At 72.7% G+C, this 19,660-nt stretch carries 21 protein-coding genes; 11 read left to right on the top strand and 10 right to left on the bottom strand.

Annotated features, from left to right (window positions below; all coding sequences use genetic code 11):
- The first annotated feature begins 159 nt into the window (after nucleotides 1-159).
- Both ACIOGZ_RS18455 and trxA read left to right on the top strand, forming a co-directional pair.
- The gene (locus ACIOGZ_RS18455; RefSeq protein ID WP_350880255.1) at nucleotides 160-585 is read left to right on the top strand and encodes a MerR family transcriptional regulator; all 426 of its coding nucleotides are present in this window, start codon (nucleotides 160-162) and stop codon (nucleotides 583-585) included.
- A 3-nt stretch (nucleotides 586-588) separates the two neighbouring features.
- A complete protein-coding gene (gene trxA, locus ACIOGZ_RS18450; protein ID WP_063349617.1) occupies nucleotides 589-921 on the top strand; it encodes a thioredoxin in 333 nt (110 codons plus the stop codon).
- Nucleotides 922-967: 46 nt separating this feature from the next.
- Here trxA and ACIOGZ_RS18445 read toward each other — a convergent pair whose 3' ends face one another.
- Together ACIOGZ_RS18445 and ACIOGZ_RS18440 are read right to left on the bottom strand one after the other, a co-directional pair.
- On the bottom strand, nucleotides 968-1,774 hold the full coding sequence (locus ACIOGZ_RS18445; RefSeq protein WP_363627906.1) for an SURF1 family cytochrome oxidase biogenesis protein: 807 nt from the start codon (nucleotides 1,772-1,774) through the stop codon (nucleotides 968-970).
- Between the two features lie 31 nt (nucleotides 1,775-1,805).
- On the bottom strand, nucleotides 1,806-2,801 hold the full coding sequence (locus ACIOGZ_RS18440) for a DEDDh family exonuclease (protein ID WP_363580645.1): 996 nt from the start codon (nucleotides 2,799-2,801) through the stop codon (nucleotides 1,806-1,808).
- A gap of 158 nt (nucleotides 2,802-2,959) precedes the next feature.
- On the opposite strand from ACIOGZ_RS18440, the gene ACIOGZ_RS18435 reads away from it, so the two are divergent.
- The 4 genes from ACIOGZ_RS18435 (at nucleotide 2,960) to moaA (ending at nucleotide 7,310) form a co-directional block, all read left to right on the top strand.
- On the top strand, nucleotides 2,960-4,003 hold the full coding sequence (locus ACIOGZ_RS18435; protein ID WP_363580647.1) for a zinc-dependent alcohol dehydrogenase family protein: 1,044 nt from the start codon (nucleotides 2,960-2,962) through the stop codon (nucleotides 4,001-4,003).
- A 261-nt stretch (nucleotides 4,004-4,264) separates the two neighbouring features.
- The gene (locus ACIOGZ_RS18430) at nucleotides 4,265-4,621 is read left to right on the top strand and encodes a DUF485 domain-containing protein (protein WP_063349620.1); all 357 of its coding nucleotides are present in this window, start codon (nucleotides 4,265-4,267) and stop codon (nucleotides 4,619-4,621) included.
- On the top strand, nucleotides 4,618-6,228 hold the full coding sequence (locus tag ACIOGZ_RS18425; RefSeq protein ID WP_350880245.1) for a cation acetate symporter: 1,611 nt from the start codon (nucleotides 4,618-4,620) through the stop codon (nucleotides 6,226-6,228). Before ACIOGZ_RS18430 ends, ACIOGZ_RS18425 begins: the two co-directional genes overlap by 4 nt.
- A gap of 92 nt (nucleotides 6,229-6,320) precedes the next feature.
- Nucleotides 6,321-7,310 carry a GTP 3',8-cyclase MoaA gene (gene moaA / locus ACIOGZ_RS18420; protein WP_400986458.1) on the top strand — a complete coding sequence of 330 codons (990 nt, stop codon included), beginning with the start codon at nucleotides 6,321-6,323 and terminating at the stop codon, nucleotides 7,308-7,310.
- A gap of 50 nt (nucleotides 7,311-7,360) precedes the next feature.
- Here the strand turns inward: moaA and ACIOGZ_RS18415 are convergent, their stop codons facing one another.
- The 6 genes from ACIOGZ_RS18415 to ACIOGZ_RS18390 form a co-directional block, all read right to left on the bottom strand.
- Nucleotides 7,361-7,579, bottom strand: coding sequence for a hypothetical protein (locus ACIOGZ_RS18415; RefSeq protein WP_363580651.1), 219 nt, complete (start codon nucleotides 7,577-7,579; stop codon nucleotides 7,361-7,363).
- A gap of 277 nt (nucleotides 7,580-7,856) precedes the next feature.
- On the bottom strand, nucleotides 7,857-8,249 hold the full coding sequence (locus ACIOGZ_RS18410) for a DUF3099 domain-containing protein (RefSeq protein ID WP_363618529.1): 393 nt from the start codon (nucleotides 8,247-8,249) through the stop codon (nucleotides 7,857-7,859).
- A 183-nt stretch (nucleotides 8,250-8,432) separates the two neighbouring features.
- The gene (locus ACIOGZ_RS18405; protein ID WP_063351459.1) at nucleotides 8,433-8,981 is read right to left on the bottom strand and encodes an RNA 2'-phosphotransferase; all 549 of its coding nucleotides are present in this window, start codon (nucleotides 8,979-8,981) and stop codon (nucleotides 8,433-8,435) included.
- A 32-nt stretch (nucleotides 8,982-9,013) separates the two neighbouring features.
- Nucleotides 9,014-10,411 carry a metallopeptidase TldD-related protein gene (locus ACIOGZ_RS18400; protein ID WP_363580655.1) on the bottom strand — a complete coding sequence of 466 codons (1,398 nt, stop codon included), beginning with the start codon at nucleotides 10,409-10,411 and terminating at the stop codon, nucleotides 9,014-9,016.
- A complete protein-coding gene (locus tag ACIOGZ_RS18395; RefSeq protein ID WP_400986457.1) occupies nucleotides 10,411-12,012 on the bottom strand; it encodes a TldD/PmbA family protein in 1,602 nt (533 codons plus the stop codon). Before ACIOGZ_RS18395 ends, ACIOGZ_RS18400 begins: the two co-directional genes overlap by 1 nt.
- Before the next feature lie 127 nt (nucleotides 12,013-12,139).
- Complete coding sequence (locus ACIOGZ_RS18390; protein WP_400986455.1) at nucleotides 12,140-13,285, bottom strand: MBL fold metallo-hydrolase; 1,146 nt, start codon at nucleotides 13,283-13,285, stop codon at nucleotides 12,140-12,142.
- A gap of 314 nt (nucleotides 13,286-13,599) precedes the next feature.
- Between ACIOGZ_RS18390 and fabG the strand changes: the two genes are divergently transcribed.
- Together fabG and fabI are read left to right on the top strand one after the other, a co-directional pair.
- The gene (gene fabG / locus ACIOGZ_RS18385) at nucleotides 13,600-14,319 is read left to right on the top strand and encodes a 3-oxoacyl-[acyl-carrier-protein] reductase (RefSeq protein ID WP_350887665.1); all 720 of its coding nucleotides are present in this window, start codon (nucleotides 13,600-13,602) and stop codon (nucleotides 14,317-14,319) included.
- Nucleotides 14,320-14,321: 2 nt separating this feature from the next.
- Nucleotides 14,322-15,089, top strand: coding sequence for an enoyl-ACP reductase FabI (gene fabI / locus ACIOGZ_RS18380; protein WP_063349628.1), 768 nt, complete (start codon nucleotides 14,322-14,324; stop codon nucleotides 15,087-15,089).
- 78 nt (nucleotides 15,090-15,167) lie between these two features.
- Here the strand turns inward: fabI and ACIOGZ_RS18375 are convergent, their stop codons facing one another.
- Entirely contained in the window at nucleotides 15,168-15,842 is a 675-nt protein-coding gene (locus ACIOGZ_RS18375) for a FadR/GntR family transcriptional regulator (RefSeq protein ID WP_350887659.1), read from the bottom strand.
- Between the two features lie 135 nt (nucleotides 15,843-15,977).
- Here ACIOGZ_RS18375 and ACIOGZ_RS18370 point away from each other — a divergent pair, with 135 nt between their 5' ends.
- From ACIOGZ_RS18370 to ACIOGZ_RS18360, 3 genes are all read left to right on the top strand, one after another.
- A complete protein-coding gene (locus ACIOGZ_RS18370; RefSeq protein ID WP_400986453.1) occupies nucleotides 15,978-17,267 on the top strand; it encodes a CynX/NimT family MFS transporter in 1,290 nt (429 codons plus the stop codon).
- Nucleotides 17,268-17,334: 67 nt separating this feature from the next.
- Entirely contained in the window at nucleotides 17,335-17,457 is a 123-nt protein-coding gene (locus ACIOGZ_RS18365; protein WP_279634939.1) for an SGM_5486 family transporter-associated protein, read from the top strand.
- Nucleotides 17,458-17,616: 159 nt separating this feature from the next.
- Nucleotides 17,617-18,144 (top strand): histidine phosphatase family protein, encoded by a 528-nt coding sequence (locus ACIOGZ_RS18360; RefSeq protein ID WP_363618519.1) that lies wholly within the window; start codon nucleotides 17,617-17,619, stop codon nucleotides 18,142-18,144.
- A gap of 108 nt (nucleotides 18,145-18,252) precedes the next feature.
- Here the strand turns inward: ACIOGZ_RS18360 and serB are convergent, their stop codons facing one another.
- Nucleotides 18,253-19,509: a phosphoserine phosphatase SerB gene (gene serB / locus ACIOGZ_RS18355; protein WP_363589438.1), complete on the bottom strand. Its 1,257-nt coding sequence runs from the start codon at nucleotides 19,507-19,509 to the stop codon at nucleotides 18,253-18,255.
- Nucleotides 19,510-19,660: the final 151 nt, after the last annotated feature.

Genomic DNA, 19,660 nt, shown 5'->3' with positions numbered 1-19,660 from the left:
GGAGGGCTGGGGGCGGGTGGCGGGGTGGCGTGGCGCCGGGGGCGGTGGAGGGGGCCGGGGTGAGGTGGGGCCGGGGGCGGGCTGGCGTTGACGTCCGGGTCAAGGTCTACCGTCGGTCCCGGCGGCGTGCGGAGGCGGGCCGGGAGAGCGGGTGCGGGGATGCGGATCGGGGAGCTGGCGGAGCGGGCGGGGACGACCACCCGGGCGCTGCGGTACTACGAGCAGCTCGGCCTGCTGCCGGCCCGCCGGGCGGGCAACGGCTACCGGGCGTACGACGAGGAGGACCTGCGGCTGCTGCGGCAGATCCGGACGCTGCAGGACTTCGGGTTCGGCCTGGAGGAGACCCGTCCGTTCGTGGAGTGCCTCCAGGCGGGCCACCCCGAGGGCGACTCCTGCCCGGCCTCGCTGGAGGTGTACCGGCGCAAGCTCGCCGAACTGGACGAGTGCATCGCCCGGCTCCAGGACGTCCGGGCCCGGGTGGCCGGGCAGTTCGACCGGGCGGTACGGGCCCGGGACGGGCTGGCGGCCGAGCCCTCCGGACAGCCGCCGCGCTGTGAACTGGCGAACGAATGGGCGAAGGAGTAGACGATGGTGCAGATCCCAGGGGTGCCCGCGGTGACGGACGACACGTTCGCCGCGGAGGTGCTGGCGGCCGAAGGTCCGGTGCTGGTGGACTTCACGGCGGACTGGTGCCCGCCGTGCCGGATGATGGCGCCGGTGCTGGCGGACGTCGCCCGCGAGGAGGCGCACCGGCTGCGGGTGGTCAGCGTGGACGTGGACCGCAATCCGCGCACCCAGGCCGCGTACGGGGTGCTGTCGATGCCGACGCTGATGGTGTTCCGCGGCGGCGAGCCGGTGCGCTCGGTGGTCGGAGCCCGGGCCAAGGCGCGGCTGCTGCGCGAGCTGGAGGACGTGCTGTAGGCGGTTCCCCGGGGCGTTTGCGGGGCCGTCCTTCCGGGCCGGGGCCTCAGGCCGCCGGTACGGCCTCGACCGGCACCTCGGCCTCGGCGGCCTGCTTGGCCCGGTCCTTGGCCTCGCGGCGGGCCAGCACCCCGACCCCGACCGGGATCATCGCGGTGAACAGCCACCACTGGATCGCGTACGCCATGTGCGGGCCGATGTCGGAGTGGTTGGGCTCGGGGATCAGCTCGGGCTGGTCGGCGGGGGCCGGGGTGGTGGCGGTGAGCTCCAGGTAGCCGCCGAGCACGGTGGTGACGCCGGTCTCCTTGGCCTGCTGCTCGGTGTTGATCAGGTTGAACTGCCGGTCGGGCAGGCCGGCGCGGTCCTTGATACCGCTGCTGCCCGTGGTCTCGTCGGCGCGCATCCGACCGGTGAGGGAGACCTCGCCGGTCGGGGCGGCCGGGACCGTCGGGTAGGCGGTGGCGCCGCCGTCGCCGGCCACCCAGCCGCGGTTGACCAGGATGCTGCCCCTGCCGTCGGAGAGCTTGAGCGGGGTGATGACGAAGTAGCCGATCGTGTCCCCGCTGGAGTCGGTCCGCTTGCGGACGACGAACTCGTGCGCCGTGTCGTACTGCCCGGTGGCCGTCACCGGATGCCAGATGAGGTCCTTGGGCACCGTGAAGCCGGGGGTCGACGACACCGTGTCGAACGGCACCGGGGCGACGGTGAGGGCCTTGCCGATCAGGTCGTTCCGGGCCACCCGCGCCTCGTGGCGGTGCAGCTGCCAGAAGCCCAGCTCGATCGTCGCGGGGATCAGCAGCAGCGCGATCAGCATGGTGATCAGCCACTGGCGGGTCAGCAGAAAACGGTACACATGGGCACGGTACGCCGACCTCACATCCGGCTCACGCACCGGGGTGCGGCGCGACTTCGCGGAGCAGTTGGAGGAAGGCGTCCTCGCCGACCACCGGCGTGCCGACCTCGCGGGCCCGGCGGGCCTTGCCGCTCCAGCTGTTCGGCTCGTTGGTGACCAGCAGGCTGGTGAGCCGGCTCACCGAGGTGGCGATGTGCAGGCCGGCCTCGGCGGCGCGGTCCTCCAGCAGCTCCCGGTCGGTGGCGGTGTCGCCGGTGAAGGCCACCCGCATGCCCTGCACCAGCGGCTTGCCGTCCTCCCAGCGTCCGGGGTTGGGGTACGGGCAGGGCGGGCGCTTCTTGGCCTGGCGGTAGGCGGCGCCGGTCCAGGAGGCGCGGCCGGGCGTGGCGGGCTCGTCCTCGCCGAGGTCGGTGACCGCCACGCAGGCCTGCACCGGCAGCGGGACGCCGCCCTGGCGCGCCAGGTGCAGGCTGGGGCGGAACGCCTCGGCGAGCACCCGGGCGTCGTCCAGGGCGTTGTGCGCGTGCTGCTGGCGGACGCCGAAGTGGGCGGCGAGCGAGGACAGCTTGCCGTTGGGCAGCGGCAGCCGCAGGTCGCGGGAGAGCACCATGGTGCAGATCCGCTGCTCGACCGGGGCGCGCAGGCCGGCCCGGGAGAACTCGCGCGAGATCATGTTCCAGTCGAAGAGCGCGTTGTGGGCGACCAGGACCCGGCCGTTCAGCCGGTCGGCGAACTCGTCGGCGATCTGCGGGAAGGTCGGGGCGCCCGAGAGCAGCTCCGCCGTGAGGCCGTGGATCCAGACCGGCCCCGGGTCCCGCTGGGGGTTGACCAGGGTGTACCAGTGGTCGGTGACCTCGCCGTCCGGGTCCAGCTGGTAGACGCCCGCCGAGATGACGCGGTCCGAGCGGCCGAGGCCGGTGGTCTCGACGTCGACCACCGCGAAGCCCTCGGCGGGGGCGGCGGTGCGCTGGGCGGGGACCGGGACGGTCCGCGGCGCGCCGTACGTCTCGGGCTGGATCGGTTGCATGGTCCAACAGGATAAGCGCCGCCGGGCCCGTGTCCGGTCGAAATGTTCCGGCCGAGCGACCGGAATAGAGTATTCCGCATAGGCGTCGCCTATCCGGTCGACGCCATCCACCGGCTGTCGACACCCTCCGACGGCCGACTCCGTAAGGACGAACTCCCATGCGCGCCACCGTGATCCACGGCCCCAATGACATCCGGATCGAAGAGGTCCCGGACCCGGTGATCCAGCACCCGACGGACGTCGTGGTGCGGGTGGTGAACGCCTGCATCTGCGGCAGCGACCTGTGGGCGTACCGCGGGGTGGCCCAGCGGGTGGCCGGGCAGCGGATCGGGCACGAGTTCCTGGGCGTGGTCGAGGAGGCGGGCGCCGAGGTGCGCGGCTTCGCGCCGGGCGACCTGGTGGTGGCGCCGTTCGTCTGGTCGGACGGCAGCTGCGACTTCTGCCGGGAGGGCCTGCAGACCTCCTGCCCGCACGGCGGGTTCTGGGGCCAGGTCGGCTCCGACGGCGGCCAGGGCGAGGCGGTGCGGGTGCCGTTCGCGGACGGCACGCTGGTGAAGCTGCCGAAGGAGGCCGCGGGCGACGAGAAGCTGCTGCCGGGGCTGCTGGCGCTGTCCGACGTGATGGCCACCGGGCACCACGCCGCCGTGTCGGCCCGGGTGCGCCCGGGCGTGACGGTCGCCGTGGTCGGCGACGGCGCGGTGGGCCTGTGCGGCGTGCTGGCGGCGCACCGGCTGGGCGCGGACCGCATCATCGCGCTGGGCCGGCACACCGCCCGCACCGACCTGGCCCGGCGCTTCGGCGCGACCGACGTGGTGGCCGAGCGCGGCGAGGCCGCGATCGAGGCGGTCAAGGAGCTGACCGGCGGCCAGGGCGCGCACGCTGTCCTGGAGGCCGTCGGGACCGAGGAGTCGATGCGCACGGCCGTCTCGATCGCCCGGGACGGCGGCGCGGTGGGCTACGTCGGCGTTCCGCACGGCGGCAGTGCGGGCGTCGACATCGGTCAGATGTTCGGCCGAAACGTTTCGCTCAATGGCGGCGTCGCCCCGGCCCGTGCCTACATCCCCGACCTGCTGCCGGACGTCCTCTCCGGGGCCATCGAGCCCGGTCTGGTGTTCGACCGCACGGTGGGCCTGGACGGTGTCCCGGACGGCTACCGGGCAATGGACGACCGCTCGGCGCTGAAGGTCCGGATCGCCTTCTGACGATGCGTCAGAAGGGGCGGTACTGCTGGACGGTGCCGCCCCTTCGGCATGTGGCGGCGGTGTTGTGAAGTGGCGTGAGTGGTGGTTTTCGGCCAATTGGATAGTGCGAGAGGGTGAACGACTGGCTGATCGCGGTCAACCCCTTTCGGGGCGGGCGCGACGCTCCTAGCATTGCGCGGCGCGCACACGGATTGTGACGCCCCTCACGTCCGATCGTTCCCCGTGTGCGACCGCTACGCCGAAGGAGTGAGGAGAGACAGAGTGGATTCGCCGCCGATCACCACTACCCCTACGGAAGTCCAACTCATCGATGAGAGCGAGGAGTTCCGTACCCTGAGGCGCTCGTTCCGGAGCTTCGCCTTCCCGGTCACCATCGGCTTCGTGCTCTGGTACCTGCTCTACGTGCTGCTCTCCTGCTACGCGCCCGGCCTGATGGGTGCCAAGGTCGTCGGGCACATCAACGTGGCCCTGGTGCTGGGGCTGCTGCAGTTCGTCACCACCTTCGCCATCGCCGCCTGGTACGCCCGCTACGCCGACCGGCGGATCGACCCGACCGCCGCCGCGATCCGCGAGGCCCACGGCGCCGTCGTCCACGCTCCCCGGGAGTCCGCCGAATGAGCCTGCTCGCCAGCTCCGCCACGGAGCACCGCGGCATCACGATGACCCTCTTCGGGCTGTTCGTGCTGGCCACCCTCGCGATCACCGTCTGGGCCGGGCGGCAGACCAAGGACGCGGCCGACTTCTACGCCGGTGGCCGCGGCTTCACCGGATTCCAGAACGGCCTGGCCATCTCCGGCGACTACATGTCCGCCGCGTCCTTCCTCGGCATCGCCGGCGCCATCGCGCTCTCCGGCTACGACGGCTTCCTCTACTCGATCGGCTTCCTGGTCGCCTGGCTGGTCGCGCTGCTGCTGATCGCCGAACCGCTGCGCAACTCCGGCCGCTTCACCATGGCGGACGTCCTCGCGTTCCGGATGCGCCAGCGCCCGGTGCGCACCGCGGCGGGCGTCTCCACCATCGTGGTGTCGATCTTCTACCTGCTCGCCCAGATGGTCGGCGCCGGGACGCTGGTCGCCCTGCTACTGGGGGTCAACGGGGACGCCGCCAAGCGCTGGACCATCGTCGCGGTCGGCGCGCTGATGGTCGTCTACGTGGTGATAGGGGGCATGAAGGGCACCACCTGGGTGCAGATCGTCAAGGCCGTGCTGCTGATCGCCGGCACCGCGCTGATGACCGTCCTGGTGCTCGCCAAGTACCACTTCAACCCCTCGGAACTGCTCGGCGCCGCCGCCAGTGCGAGCGGCAAGGGCGCGGCCTTCCTCGAACCGGGGCTGAAGTACGGGGCCAGCGACACCAGCAAACTCGACTTCATCAGCCTCGGGATCGCGCTGGTGCTCGGCACCGCCGGCCTGCCGCACATCCTGGTCCGCTTCTACACCGTGCCCACCGCCAAGGCGGCCCGGAAGTCGGTGCTCTGGGCGATCGGCATCATCGGCGTCTTCTACCTGATGACCCTGGCGCTCGGCTTCGGCGCGGCGGCGCTGGTCGGCCCCAAGGCGATCAAGGCGGCCAACGCCTCCGGCAACACGGCGGCCCCGCAGCTGGCCGAGGTGCTCGGCGGAGGCTCCGGCACCACCGGCGGCGCGATCCTGCTCGCGGTGATCTCCGCCGTCGCCTTCGCCACCATCCTGGCCGTGGTCGCCGGACTCACCCTGGCGTCCTCCGCCTCCTTCGCGCACGACCTGTACGCCAACGTGATCCGGCGCGGCAAGGCCACCGAGAAGCAGGAGGTGCTCTCGGCGAAGTGGGCCGCCGTCGCGATCGGCGCGGTGGCCATCGTGCTCAGCCTCTTCGCGGGCAAGCTCAACACCGCCGCCCTGGTCGCCCTGGCCTTCGCGGTGGCCGCCTCGGCGAACCTGCCCACCCTGCTCTACTCGCTGTTCTGGAAGCGCTTCACCACCTCCGGCGCGGTCAGCTCGGTCTACGCCGGCCTGATCAGCTCGGTCGTGCTGGTGGTCTTCTCCCCGGTGGTCTCCGGCGCGAAGACCTCGCTGTTCCCGGACACCGACTTCCACTGGTTCCCGCTGGAGAACCCGGGCCTGGTCTCCATCCCGATCGGCTTCCTGGCCGGGTGGATCGCCACCCTGCTCTCCAAGGACCGACCCGACCCGGCGAAGTACGCTGAACTGGAGGTCCGGGCGCTGACCGGGCTGGGCGCCCACTGACCGGGCGCCCACTCACCGACCGGCGATGACTATGCTGGCCCGGCCCGCCTTGACGGTGGCCGGGCCGGCCGCATTCTCGGGAAGGGACGCACGTGCTGCTCGACACCTTCGGACGCCAGGCCGTCGACCTGCGGGTATCTCTGACCGACCGGTGCAACCTCCGCTGCACCTACTGCATGCCGGAAGAGGGCCTGCGCTGGCTGGCCAAGCCCGAGCTGCTGACCGACGAGGAGATCGTCCGGCTGGTCACCCTCGCGGTGCGCGACCTGGGCGTCCGGGAGGTCCGCTTCACCGGCGGCGAGCCGCTGCTGCGCCCCGGCCTGGTCGCCATCGTCGCCGCCTGCTCGGGGCTGGAGCCGCGCCCCGAGCTGTCCCTCACCACCAACGGCATCGGGCTGGCCCGTACCGCGACGGCGCTGCGCGAGGCCGGGCTCGACCGGGTCAACGTCTCGCTGGACACCCTCGACCCCGAGGTGTTCCACACCCTCACCCGCCGCCACCGCCACCAGGACGTGCTGGCCGGGCTGGCCGCCGCCGAGGCCGCCGGGCTGACGCCGGTCAAGCTGAACGCGGTGCTGATGCGCGGGGTCAACGGCCACGAGGCTCCCGACCTGCTGGCCTGGTGCCTGGAGCACGGCTACGAGCTGCGCTTCATCGAGCAGATGCCGCTGGACGCCCAGCACGGCTGGGACCGCTCCGCGATGGTCACCGCCGAGGAGATCCTCGACCTGCTCGGTGCGCGGTTCACGCTCACCCCGGAGCCGTCCGCCCGCCGGGGCGCGGCGCCCGCCGAACGCTGGCTGGTGGACGGCGGCCCGGCCCGGGTCGGCGTGATCGCCTCCGTCACCCGCCCGTTCTGCCGGGCCTGCGACCGGACCCGGCTGACCGCCGACGGGCAGGTGCGCAACTGCCTGTTCGCGACCGGGGAGACGGACCTGCGCACCGCCCTGCGCTCGGGCGCGGACGACACCGAGCTGGCCACGCTGTGGCGGGCGGCGATGTGGGGCAAGAAGGCCGGGGCCGGGATCGACGACCCGGAGTTCCACCAGCCCGAGCGGCCGATGTCGGCGATCGGCGGCTAGCGGGTCCCGCGAGGTCAGGGCGACTCGGCCGACTCGGACGACCCGGACGGCTAGGACGTCTCCGGGGTCCAGTCGGCGAAGGCGACGACCTCCTTGAGGAAGCCGCGCACGCCGAGGAACTGGGACAGGTGCTCGCGGTGCTCGTCGCAGGCGAGCCAGGTCTTGCGGCGGTCCGGGGTGTGCAGCTTGGGGTTGTTCCACACCAGCACCCAACGGGCGTCCGCCCGGCAGCCCTTGGCGGAGCAGATCGGCGTCTGCGGGGTGTCCATCGGGCCGTCCTCAGCGCTAGGCGGGTGGTCTGCACCGCCAGTGTTTCACGCGCTCCGCGCGGCCCGGAGGGAGCCCGCCCGGATCCGGGCATGGCGACGCCGGGCAGCCACGGGGGGAGCCGCCCGGCGTCGGTCCGTCGCTCCGACGGGGGATGCGGAGCGCGTACGCAGTATGTCACGCCAGGGGCCTCGGATGGGGAGGTCTTGCATGATTAATCTGAGCTTCTTCTGAGCTTTCTTCGAGCCGGATTTTCTCGAAACGTCTCGAAACGGACGGTCAGTTCGGGCCCTGTGAAGGATCGGTGGCAGCGGTCTTTGCCCCGCCTGTACCGGGGGCCCCGTCCGCCCCACCCCTCCCACCCGTCCCACCGGGACCGAGCATCAGCGGGGTGTCCAGCGGGATGTCGAAGGTGCTCGGCAGCCCCGGCGCCCGCTCCCGGCCCGCGTTGGCGATCAGGACGGCGAAGTACGGCAGCAGTACGGCGCCGGCCAGCGCCGCGAACGCCAGCCACCGCTGGACGTCCCACAGCACCACGGCGAGCAGCACGCAGACCGTCCGGAGCAGCATCGAGACCACGTAGCGGCGCTGCCGCCCGCGGACGTCCTCGGTGAGGCTGCTCCGCGCTCCCGTGATCCGGTGGACCTGCCCACCGTCGGCGCTCTTGCCCATGTCCTACCGCCCTCGTCCACGCTCCCGCGCGACTCGCCGCGCGGCCTCCTCACGGTACGCCTGGGCAGCGGGGACGACGAGACCGGGTGGGGCGGACCCACCCGGTCGGGTGTGCGAGGGGACTGTCCGGCCGATCGGGACGGCCGATCGGAACGGGTAGTCGGAACGGCGGGGCGAGGGGCCTCACGACCGCCGGGAGAGGAACTGCGGCGGGACGGCGTCGGTGAGCCAGACGCCGTTGTCGCTGATCCGGAACTCGTGGCCGGCCGCCGCCATCGCGGCCGCGTTCACGGTGAGCACCACCGGGCGGCCGTGCCGGGCGCCGACCCGCACCGCGGTCTCGGTGTCCGCGGACAGGTGGACGTCCTGCCTGGCCATCGGGCGCAGGCCCTCCCGGAAGATCGACGCCAGGTGGCGGTCGGCGGTGCCGTGGTAGAGCACCGGGGGCGGCACGGTGGCGGCCAGGCCGAGGTCGACCGCCACCGTGTGGCCCTGGTTGGCGCGGATCGAGAGACCGTCCGCGGAGTAGCCGAAGCGGCGCTTGTTGTTGGTCGCCACCACGTGGTCCAGATCGGCCCTGGTCAGCCGGTTGCCCTTGGCCGCGAGGGCGGTGAGGAGCACGTCGATCCGGATCCAGCCGGACTCGTCCAGCGTGACGCCCACCCGCTCCGGCTCGTGCCGCAGGATGCGCGACAGCATCTTGCTCGTCTTGACCAGCCGCTTCTCGTCCATCATGTCTCTCGTATCCCCCCGTTGGTCAGTGGCTATGAGGCCTGGCTGACCGAACTCATGTTGAAGTCCGCGACACGCACGGGTGGCATCGCGGTGCGGGTGAAGTAGTCGCTCCACTCGCGGGGCAGGCAGCGCTCGGTGCGGCCCGCCTCGGTGATCCGGTCCAGCAGGTCCACCGGGGACTCGTTGAACCGGAAGTTGTTGACCGCGCCGACGACTTCGCCGTTCTCGACCAGGTAGACGCCGTCCCGGGTCAGGCCGGTGAGCAGCATCGTCGCCGGGTCCACCTCGCGGATGTACCAGAGGCAGGTGAGCAGCAGGCCGCGCTCGGTGCGGGCGATCATCTCGTCCAAGGTCGGCGCGCTGTCCTGGTCGGCCGTCTCCAGCACCAGGTTGTCGCCGAACGGGCGCAGCGGCAGGCCGGTGAGGCCGGCGGAGTGGCGGCTGGTGACCAGGTCGGTCAGCACGCCCTCGCGGATCCACTCGGTGGCGTCGATCGGCAGGCCGTTGTCGAAGACCGAGATGTCCCCGCCGGTCGAGTGCGCGAGGACGAACGGCGCCGACTCCAGGCCGGGTTCGGCCGGGTCCGTGCGCAGCGTGAGCGGCAGCCCGGCGAGCTTGTCGCCGATCCGGGTGCCGCCGCCGGGCTTGGAGAAGACGGTGCGGCCCTCGTGGGCGTCGCGGCCGACGGCGGACCAGGCGAGGCAGAGCATCAGGTCGGCGACGGCCGAGGGCGGCAGCAGCGTCTCGTACCGGCCGGCGGGCAGGTCCACCTTGCGGGCGCCCCAGCCGAGGCGCTTGGTCAGCTCGGTGTGCAGGGCGGTGACGTCCACGTCGGAGAAGTCCCGGGTGGCGGCGCCGGCCCAGGCGGAGCCGGACAGGTCGGCGGTCTTGGCGTTGATCTCGACCATGCCGGTCGGCTGGTCGTGGCGCAGCCGCAGGCCGGTGGAGGTGCCCAGGTAGCTGCTGACCACCTCGTGCCGGGCGAAGCCGTACAGCAGTTCGCCCTGCGCGGCGGCCCGGGCGAAGGCCTCGCCGAGGGCCGGGCCGAAGGCGTCGAACACCGCGATCGAGGTCTCGGCGGGCGGCCGGGTGAAGTCCGGGGAGGACGGCCGGTCGGCCACCAGCGGCTGGGCGTCCTCGGCCGGGCCGGCCGCGCGGGCGGCCTCCTCGGCGGCGCGGACCAGGCCCTCCACCTCGTCCGGGGTGACGGCCTCGCGGGAGACCACGCCGGAGGCGGTGCCGTCGGCCCCGGCCACGGTGGCGATCACGGTGAGGCGGCGGCCGCGGGTGACGCCGTTGGTGGTCAGCGAGTTGCCGGCCCAGCGCAGGTTGGCGGTGGACTCCTCGTCGGCGATCACCACGCAGCCGTCGGCGCGGGCGAGGCCGAGTGCCAGCTCGACCAGTTCGTGGGGCTGCATCGCGGTCATCAGTGACCCGCCTCCTGCTGGGTATTGAGCACGTTGACGTTGCGGAACAGCGCCGACGGGCAGCCGTGGCTGACCGCCGCGATCTGGCCGGGCTGCGCCTTGCCGCAGTTGAAGGCGCCGCCGAGGACGTAGGTCTGCGGGCCGCCGACCGCCGTCATCGAGCCCCAGAAGTCGGTGGTGGTCGCCTGGTAGGCGAAGTCCTTGACCTGGCCGGCGAGTTCGCCGTTCCTGATGGCGTAGGCACGCTGGCCGGTGAACTGGAAGTTGTAGCGCTGCATGTCGATCGACCAGGAGCGGTCGCCGACGATGTACAGGCCGTTCTCCACCCCGGCGAACAGGCCCTCGGTGTCCGGGCCGTCGGCGGCGGGCTGGAGCGAGACGTTGGCCATCCGCTGCACCGGCACGTGCGCCGGGGAGTCCGCGAAGGCACAGCCGTTGGAACGCTCGAAGCCCTTCAGCTCGGCCATGCCGCGGTCGAGTTGGTACCCGACCAGGGTGCCGTCCTTGACCAGGTCCCAGGACTGGGTGGCGACGCCCTCGTCGTCGTAGCCGATCGTGGACAGGCCGTGCTCGGCGGTGCGGTCGCCGGTGACGTGCATCAGCTCGGAGCCGTACCTGAGCGAGCCGAGCTGGTCGAAGGTGGCGAAGGAGGTGCCGGCGTAGGCGGCCTCGTAGCCGAGGGCGCGGTCCAGCTCGGTGGCGTGGCCGATCGACTCGTGGATGGTCAGCCAGAGGTTGGACGGGTCGATGACCAGGTCGTAGCGGCCGGCCCGGACGCTCGGCGCCTTCATCTTCTCGGCCAGCAGGGTGGGCAGTTCGGCGAGTTCGGCGTCCCAGTCCCAGCCCGTTGCGGGCAGGCCCCGGCCGTCGGGGGACGGCCCCCGGACCCCCGTGAGGTACTCGAAGCCGCGCCCGACCGGCGGGGCCAGCGTGCGCATCGAGTCGAAGGCCCCGGTGCGCTCGTCCACCGAGGTGGCCTCCAGCGTGGGGTGCAGCCGGATCCGCTGCTGGGTGGTGACGGTGCCCGCGGTGTCCGCGTAGAACTTGTTCTCCTGGACGGTCAGCAGGCTCGCCTGGACGTGCGAGACGCCCTCGGCGGCCAGCAGCCGCGAACTCCACTCGGCGAGCAGCGCGGTCTTCTCCGCGTCCGGCACCTCGAAGGGGTTCACCTCGTACGAGGAGACCCAGGTGACGTCCCGGTACACCGGCTCGTCGGCCAGCTCGACCCGCTCGGCGGAGCCGGCGGCCCGGCTGATCCCGCCGGACAGGCGGGCCACCGCGACGGCCTGCTCGGCGACCCGCGCCGCCGCGTCGGTGGTGAGGTCCACCCCGGCGGCGAAGCCCCAGACGCCGTCCAGCAGCACCCGGACGGCGAAGCCGAGTTGCACGCTGTCGGAGGTGCCGGCCGGGCGGGCGTCGCGCAGCCGCCAGGAGGCGCTGCGGACCCGCTCCAGACGGAAGTCGGCGTGGGCGGCGCCGAGTTCGCGCGCCCGGGTGAGGGCGGCGTCGGCGAGGGTGCGCAGCGGGAAGGCGAGGAACAGCGGGTCGACGGCGCGCCCGTGCGGGGCGCCGACGCTGTCGGCCGGAGGGATCGGAGGCAATCGTGCTCCCTGGTCGCGGAGGGTGGCGGTGCGGCGCCGCACAGGGGCGCCCGCACCGCATCATGGCCGGTCCAGGGGGTTTCGGCCAGCGCATTTCGGCCGGTGCGCCGCCGTGGTGGCCGGTCGGTCAGCCGACGATCTCCCACCAGCCGTCCAGCTCCGGCGGGTTGTCCACGTCGACCCGCTCGCCGGGGCGCGGCACGGCCAGCGGGACGGCCTGCGCCTTGGCCTCGACCAGCAGTCGCTCGATCGGCTCGGCCCACGGGTGCAGGCCCAGGTTGAAGGTGCACCAGTGCACCGGCACCAGCAGGCCCGCCTGGAGGTCGCGGTGGGCGCGCACGGCGTCCTCGGGGGTCATGTGGATGTCGGCCCAGGCGGCGTCGTAGGCGCCGATCTGCACCAGCGCGGCGTCGAAGGGGCCGTGGCGGTCGCCGATCCGGGCGTAGCCCTCGAAGTAGCCGGAGTCACCGGTGTAGAAGACCTTGCGGTCGGGGCCGGCGATCACCCAGGAGCCCCACAGGGTGGTGTTGCGGGTCAGGCCGCGGCCGGAGAAGTGGTGCGCCGAGGTGAGGGTGAGCACCAGGTCGCCGAGGGTGCAGGTCTCGTCCCAGTCCAGTTCGATGATGCGGTGCTCCGGGACGCCCCAGCGGCGCAGGTGGCCGCCGATGCCCAGCGGCACCGCGAACGGCGCGGACTGGCTGCGCACCAGGCGCTTGACCGTCGCCATGTCCAGGTGGTCGTAGTGGTCGTGCGAGATCAGCACGGCGTCGACCTGCGGCAGCTCCTCCAGTTCCACTGGCACCGGGTGCAGCCGCTTGGGGCCGACGTGCGCGGCGGGGGAGCAGCGCTCGCTCCAGATCGGGTCGAGCAGCACCCGGGAGCCCTCGATCTCCACCAGCGCGGAGGCGTGCCCGTACCAGGTGATCGCCACGTCCTCGGCGGCCGGGCCGGGGCCGCCGGCGGGGCGGACGGTCGGCACGGGGTGGGCGGGGACGCGGCCCTCGCGGTCGAACAGCATCCGGCGGATGGTGCCGCGGTCGATGTCCGGGGCGGTGGTGGCCCGGGCCAGGGTGGAGGGGGCGTTGTGGAAGACGCCGTCGCGGTACTGCGGCGAGTCGCGCACCCGCTCCTCGTGCTCGCCGTCCGGGCGTCGGCCGAACGCCGCCGGCAGGTCGCGCAGCGACCAGGCGGCCGCTCCCAGGCCGGCCGCGAGGGCGGTCAGGGCCAGCAGCCGTCCGTTTCGGTGGGTGCTCCTGGGCCGTGCCTTGGTCATGCGCCCTGCCTTCGTTCCTCGCGGGACCCTTCGGGGATCGGTACGGCCGGTCCCGGGTCGGCCCGCACCACGGGGGCAACGGGTGCGCGGGGCCGTGTTGTTCCCGTACGGCGGCGTCGGCTCGGCTCCGGCGGTGGTTCGGTCAGGGCGGCTGAGCAGGTGCGGGGCGCTGCGGGTACGGATTGTCGGATTGCGACAGTTCCTCCGGTGCGGCGCTGTGGGAGCCCGATGCGCCGACACCGCCGACCGCCCGATAGCGTCACACTGCGTACGCGTTCCGACGTACGTCCGCACACACGGAGAGAGGTGGATCGTTGAGCCGCTCGGTTCTCGTCACCGGAGGAAACCGGGGCATCGGCCTCGCGATCGCCCAGGCCTTCGCCGAGGCGGGTGACAAGGTCGCCATCACCAGCCGCTCGGGCGAGGTGCCCGAGGCCCTGGAGAAGTACGACGTCCTCGCGGTGCGCTGCGACATCACGGACGCCGCGCAGGTCGACGCCGCCTTCACCGAGATCGAGGAGAAGCACGGCGCGGTCCAGGTGCTGGTCGCCAACGCGGGCATCACCAACGACACCCTGCTGCTGCGCATGTCCGAGGAGGACTTCACCTCCGTCCTGGACACCAACCTGACCGGCGCCTTCCGGGTGGTCAAGCGCGCCTCGAAGCTGATGATGCGGGCCCGCAAGGGCCGCGTCGTGCTGATCTCGTCCGTGGTGGGCCTGTCCGGTTCGCCGGGCCAGTCGAACTACGCCGCGTCCAAGGCGGGCCTGGTCGGCTTCGCCCGGTCGCTGGCGCGTGAGCTGGGCCCGCGCAACATCACCGTCAACGTGGTCGCCCCCGGCTTCGTCGACACCGACATGACCGCTGTGCTCAGCGACGAGCGCCGCGCGGAGATCGTCTCGGGCGTGCCGCTGGGCCGCTACGCGTCGCCCGCCGAGGTCGCGTCCACCGTGCGGTTCCTCGGTTCGGACGAGGCCGCGTACATCACCGGAGCCGTCATTCCCGTCGACGGCGGATTGGGCATGGGTCACTGAGCATGACTGGAATCCTTGAGGGCAAGCGCATCCTGATCACGGGTGTGCTGATGGAGTCCTCCATCGCCTTCCACGCCGCCAAGCTGGCCCAGGAGCAGGGTGCGGAGATCATCCTCACCGCGTTCCCGCGCCCGAGCCTGACCGAGCGGATCGCCAAGAAGCTGCCGAAGCCGGTCACCGTGCTGCCGCTGGACGTCTCCAGCGAGGAGGAGCTGGCGGGCATCGCCGACACGGTCCGCGAGCACCTGCCGACCCTGGACGGCATCGTCCACTCGATCGGCTTCGCCCCGCAGGACGCCCTGGGCGGCAACTTCCTGGACACCCCGTGGGAGTCCGTGGCCACCGCGATGAACGTCTCGGCCTTCTCGCTGAAGTCGCTGACCATGGCGCTGCTGCCGCTGATGCAGGACGGCGGCTCGGTCGTCGGCCTCACCTTCGACGCGCAGTTCGCCTGGCCGCAGTACGACTGGATGGGCCCGGCCAAGGCCGCCCTGGAGTCGACCAACCGCTACCTGGCGCGCTACCTGGGCGAGCGGGACATCCGCTGCAACCTGATCTCGGCCGGCCCGCTCGGCTCGATGGCCGCCAAGTCCATCCCGGGCTTCGGCGACCTCGCGGACACCTGGAACCACCGTTCCCCGCTGAAGTGGGACCTGACCGACCCGGAGCCGGCCGGCCGCGGCATCGTCGCGCTGCTCTCGGACTGGTTCCCGAAGACCACCGGCGAGATCATCCACGTCGACGGCGGGCTGCACGCCATCGGCGCCTGACCGCTTCGCCGCACACCGCTGCCCGGCACCCTCGTGGGGGGTGCCGGGCAGCGGCGTTCCAGGGCGTTCGGGGGCGCCTCAGGCGTCGGCGGGGGTGCACGCGCCGATGGCGCGGCCGGCCTCGACGGAGGCGCGCTGGGCGTCGCCGGCCCGGATGGCGTCGAGGATGGTGGCGTGGCCGATGTAGCGCTCGGCGATCAGCTCGGGGCCGACGTCGTGCCGCAGGTGGGCGCGGGTGACCTCGCCGAGGTCGGCGTAGACGGCGGCCAGCACGTCGTTGTGGGCGGCGGCGACGACGGCCTGGTGGAACGCGGCGTCGGCCTGGATGAAGTCCTCGGCGTCGCCGGAGTGCCAGGCGCTCTCGCGGCGGCCCAGCGCGGCGTCCAGCAGGCCGAGGTCGCGGTCGGTGCGGCGGGCCGCGGCGAGGCCGGCCGCAGAGGTCTCCAGGGCGGCCCGCAGCTCGGCGACCTGCGCCTGGTCGGCGTCGGCGAAGCGGCGGTGCATGACCCCGGCCAGCTCGCTGGTGGCGAGCACGTAGGTGCCGGAGCCCTGGCGGATGTCGAGCAGCCCGTTGTGGGCGAGGGCGCGGACGGCCTCGCGGACGGTGTTGCGGGCGACGCCGAGCTGTTCGACGAGTGCGGCCTCGGTGGGGATGCGTGAGCCGACGGGCCACTCTCCGGAGGTGATCTGGGCGCGCAGCTGCGCGATCACCTGGTCGGACAGCGGGGTGCGCCTCGGCGAGGACAGCGCCACGGGTACTCCTTGCGGCTACGGTTCGATGGACGGGGCCGGCGGGTGGGAGGGCCGGCGTCCGGTGGGGGAGCGGGTCGGCACATCATGCCAATTCGAAGGTGCGCCGATTCATCCCATCATTCTATGATGGTGCCCATGCCTCCCGCAGCAGACACCACCGCCTCCCCACGAACCGAGGCCCGGCCGCAGACCGAGCGGCCCTCCACGCCCTCCTCCGGCAAGTACCTGGGCTGGCTGTTCGCCATCGCGATCGCCGCCGCCGCCTTCAACCTGCGCCCCGTGGTCACCAGCCTCGGGCCGCTGCTCGACCAGGTCCGCGCCGACCTCGGGATGAACCCGACGCTCGCCGGGCTGCTCACCGCCGTCCCGTCGCTCTGCTTCGGCCTGTTCGGCTTCGCCGCGCCCTCGATGGCCCGGCGGATCGGCCCGATCGCCGTGATCACCGCCGGCATGGGCGCGATCACCCTGGGCGTGCTCTCCCGCTCCTTCGCCGGCGGCACCGCGGTGTTCCTGCTGCTGACGGCGCTCGCGCTGGCCGGTGTGGCGGTCTCCAACGTGCTGATCCCGGTGGTGATCAAGCGCTACTTCCCGGACAAGGTCGGTCCGATGATCGGCCTGTACTCGATGGCGCTGTCGGCCGGCACCGCGCTGGCCGCCGCCGTCACCGTGCCGATGACCAGCGCGCTCGGCGGCGACTGGCGCTACGGCCTGGGCGTCTGGGCCGGTCTCGCCGCGCTGGCCCTGCTGCTCTGGCTCCCGGTGCTGCTGACCAAGCGCGAGCGCGGCGAGCGCGCGGGCGGGGCGGCCGCCGCCGCCAGGCTGCCGATCACCCGCAGCCGGACGGCCTGGGCGATGGCCTGCTTCTTCGGCCTCCAGGCCACCGGCGCCTACGTGGTGATGGGCTGGCTGCCGAAGATCTTCCAGGACGCCGGCGTCGACAAGGGCACCTCCGGGGTGCTGCTCGCGGTGACCATGGTGATCGGCGTGCCGGTCTCCTTCGTGCTGCCCAACCTGGCCGCCCGCCGCGGCGACCAGCGGCTGTTCGTCGTCGTGCTGGCCGCCTGCGGCATCGCCGGGTACGCCGGGCTGGCGCTGGCCCCGGCCGGCGCGTCGTGGCTCTGGGCGGTCCTGGTGGGCCTGTCCAACTGCGCCTTCCCGCTGGTGCTGACGATGATCGGGCTGCGCGCCCGCACCGCCGGCGGGGTCGCCCAGCTCTCCGCCTTCGCCCAGGGTGTCGGCTACCTGATCTCCATCCCCGGCCCGATCCTGATCGGCCGGATCTACCAGATGACCGGCGAGTGGTACGGCCCGCTGGGCTTCCTGGCGCTGCTGCTGGTGCCGCAGATGCTGTTCGGCCTGCGGGCCGCGATGGCCCGGCACATCGAGGACGAGGCGGTCCACCCCGTGGCGCAGGTCAAGGCCTGACCAAGGGACGGCCAACCCCGAGGGGTCGGTGACCGACGGGCGTGTTCGGGGTGGAAGAATCCCGGACATGCCCGTTCTCGATCCCAACCCGACCGACGGCCGCAAGCAGCTCGGCCAGATCGCCCTGGCGATCGCCGGCATCGTGGTGCTGGTGGCGATCATCGCCTCCGTCGCCGCCGCCATAGGCTGATCCGGTCCATCCCCCCCCGCGTAGCACCGCCGTTCACCGGCCACCCCCGTTTATCGGAAGGCCGGACGAACGGCGGATGATGACACCCGCCACCCCTGCGAGTGGCGGCATCCGGGAGCACCGCGCCCCGGAGCGGCTTTTCTGCCAAGCTTGCTGGGTATGAGCGCCGACACGTCCCGCAGGATCATCGTTCTCCGCCATGCCAAGGCCGACTGGCCCAACGGCGTGGACGACCACGAGCGGCCGCTGGCCGACCGGGGCCGTCACCAGGCCCCGGACGCCGGCCGCTGGCTGGTCGACTCCGGCATCAACCCCGAGTACGTGCTCTGCTCCACCGCGCTGCGCACCCGCGAGACGTGGAAGCTGGCGGCGCACGAGCTGCCGAAGCGGGCCCGCAGGACCGTGTACGAGGACCGCATCTACGAGGCCAGCCCCGGCGAGATCATCGCCGTCCTCCAGGAGACCCCGGAGGAGTACGCGGACGTGGTGCTGGTCGGGCACAACCCCGGCGTGCTGGGCCTGACCCAGGTGCTGGCCGGGGACGCGGGCGACCGGGACGCGCTGGAGCGGCTGCGGCTCGGCGGCTTCCCGACGGCGGCGATCGCGGTGCTCAGCTTCAGCGGCTCGTGGAAGGGCGTCGAGCCGGGCGCGGCCGCGCTGGTCTCGTACTACACGCCGCAGGACTGACCCGGTACGGAGCTCCGAGTTCCGTACGGGCTCCGGGGTTCCGGGCTTCGATGACGACGAGGGGCGCGCGGACCAGGTCCGCGCGCCCCTCGTGTGCGTCTTCGGGCTCTACTCGGTCAGGCTGCCGTCCACCGCGTCGGCCGCCTCGACCTCCTCCCGGGTGATGCCCAGCAGGTACAGCACGGTGTCCAGGAACGGCACGTTGACGGCGGTGTCGGCGGCCTCGCGCACCACCGGCTTGGCGTTGAACGCCACGCCCAGCCCGGCCGCGTTCAGCATGTCCAGGTCGTTGGCGCCGTCGCCGATCGCCACCGTCTGCGACAGCGGCACCTTCGCCTGCTCGGCGAACCGGGCCAGCCAGCGGGCCTTGCCCGCGCGGTCCACGATCTCGCCGACCACCCGGCCGGTGAACTTGCCGTCCACCACCTCCAGGGTGTTGGCCGCCGCGAAGTCCAGCCCCAGCTCCTCGACCAGGTGGTCGGTGACCTGGGTGAACCCGCCCGACACCACCGCGACCTGGAAGCCCAGCCGCTGGAGCGTGCGGATCAGGGTGCGCGCGCCCGGCGTGAAACGGACCTCCGCGCGCACCTTCTCGGTCACCGAGGCGTCCAGCCCGGCCAGCAGCGAGACCCGGGCCCGCAGCGACTCGGCGAAGTCCAGCTCGCCGCGCATCGCCTGCGCCGTCACCTCGGCGACCTCCTCCTCGCAGCCCGCGTGGGCCGCGAACAGCTCGATCACCTCGTCCTGGATGAGCGTGGAGTCGACGTCCATCACCACCAGGCGCTTGGCCCGGCGCTCCAGCCCGGCCGCGACCACCGCGACGTCCACCCGCTGGGTGGCCGCCTCCTGGGCCAGCTCGGCCCGCAGCTCGTCGGTGGCCACACCGGACACGGCCAGCTCGACCGCCGTCACCGGGTACTTGGCGAGCCGGAACACACGGTCGATGTTGCCGCCCGCCGCGGTGATCCGGGAGGTGAGCGCGGAGACGGCGGCGGAGGTCAGCGGATTGCCGAGCACGGTGACGTGCGAACGGCCCTCGCGGCGCGGCCGGTTGTCGCCGATGCCGGAGAGGATCTCGGCCTGGAGCTTCTGCTCCTCCGCCCAGCGGTGCACGGTGGCCCGCAGTCCGCCCTCGGCGCCGGGAGCGGTGGGCGGGGTGACCAGTGCGCAGAGCGTGATGCGGCCACGGGTCACGACCTGTTCGATGTCGATCACGTCGACGGCGAAGCCTGCCAGGGTGGCGAAGAGGCCGGCGGTGATGCCGGGGCGGTCCTTGCCGAACACCTTGACGAGCAGGGTGCGCTCGTCCGCGGTCCGGGGCTGGGCGGCGGGGAGGGGCTCAGCGGCCAGGGGCGATGCGTTCATGGTGCCTCCCACGCTACCCGCCGGCCGGCGGGCCCAGAGCACCCGTCCCACGTCGCGGACGGGTGCCGGGTAGCAGCCTGGTCACAGTCACCCGGGGCGACTTCTATCGGCGGTCAGCAGGCTGGAATGATTCCCCCCGTCAGTTTCGGAA

Origin of the sequence: Kitasatospora sp. NPDC088160 (assembly GCF_044741445.1) — a bacterium.
In the GTDB taxonomy this organism is placed as follows: Bacteria; Actinomycetota; Actinomycetes; order Streptomycetales; family Streptomycetaceae; genus Kitasatospora.
This window is presented reverse-complemented; position numbering and strand designations above follow the sequence as displayed.

Coding starts and splice junctions, on each gene's coding strand:
- ACIOGZ_RS18405 (WP_063351459.1), bottom strand. CDS start 8,981: ATGGACGAGAAGCGGCTGGTCAAGACGAGCAAGATGCTGTCGCGCATC.
- ACIOGZ_RS18440 (WP_363580645.1), bottom strand. CDS start 2,801: ATGCAACCGATCCAGCCCGAGACGTACGGCGCGCCGCGGACCGTCCCG.
- ACIOGZ_RS18455 (WP_350880255.1), top strand. CDS start 160: ATGCGGATCGGGGAGCTGGCGGAGCGGGCGGGGACGACCACCCGGGCG.
- ACIOGZ_RS18360 (WP_363618519.1), top strand. CDS start 17,617: ATGAGCGCCGACACGTCCCGCAGGATCATCGTTCTCCGCCATGCCAAG.
- ACIOGZ_RS18400 (WP_363580655.1), bottom strand. CDS start 10,411: ATGACCGCGATGCAGCCCCACGAACTGGTCGAGCTGGCACTCGGCCTC.
- ACIOGZ_RS18370 (WP_400986453.1), top strand. CDS start 15,978: ATGCCTCCCGCAGCAGACACCACCGCCTCCCCACGAACCGAGGCCCGG.
- serB (WP_363589438.1), bottom strand. CDS start 19,509: ATGAACGCATCGCCCCTGGCCGCTGAGCCCCTCCCCGCCGCCCAGCCC.
- ACIOGZ_RS18415 (WP_363580651.1), bottom strand. CDS start 7,579: ATGGACACCCCGCAGACGCCGATCTGCTCCGCCAAGGGCTGCCGGGCG.
- ACIOGZ_RS18435 (WP_363580647.1), top strand. CDS start 2,960: ATGCGCGCCACCGTGATCCACGGCCCCAATGACATCCGGATCGAAGAG.
- fabI (WP_063349628.1), top strand. CDS start 14,322: ATGACTGGAATCCTTGAGGGCAAGCGCATCCTGATCACGGGTGTGCTG.
- ACIOGZ_RS18410 (WP_363618529.1), bottom strand. CDS start 8,249: ATGGGCAAGAGCGCCGACGGTGGGCAGGTCCACCGGATCACGGGAGCG.
- trxA (WP_063349617.1), top strand. CDS start 589: ATGGTGCAGATCCCAGGGGTGCCCGCGGTGACGGACGACACGTTCGCC.
- ACIOGZ_RS18365 (WP_279634939.1), top strand. CDS start 17,335: ATGCCCGTTCTCGATCCCAACCCGACCGACGGCCGCAAGCAGCTCGGC.
- ACIOGZ_RS18425 (WP_350880245.1), top strand. CDS start 4,618: ATGAGCCTGCTCGCCAGCTCCGCCACGGAGCACCGCGGCATCACGATG.
- ACIOGZ_RS18390 (WP_400986455.1), bottom strand. CDS start 13,285: ATGACCAAGGCACGGCCCAGGAGCACCCACCGAAACGGACGGCTGCTG.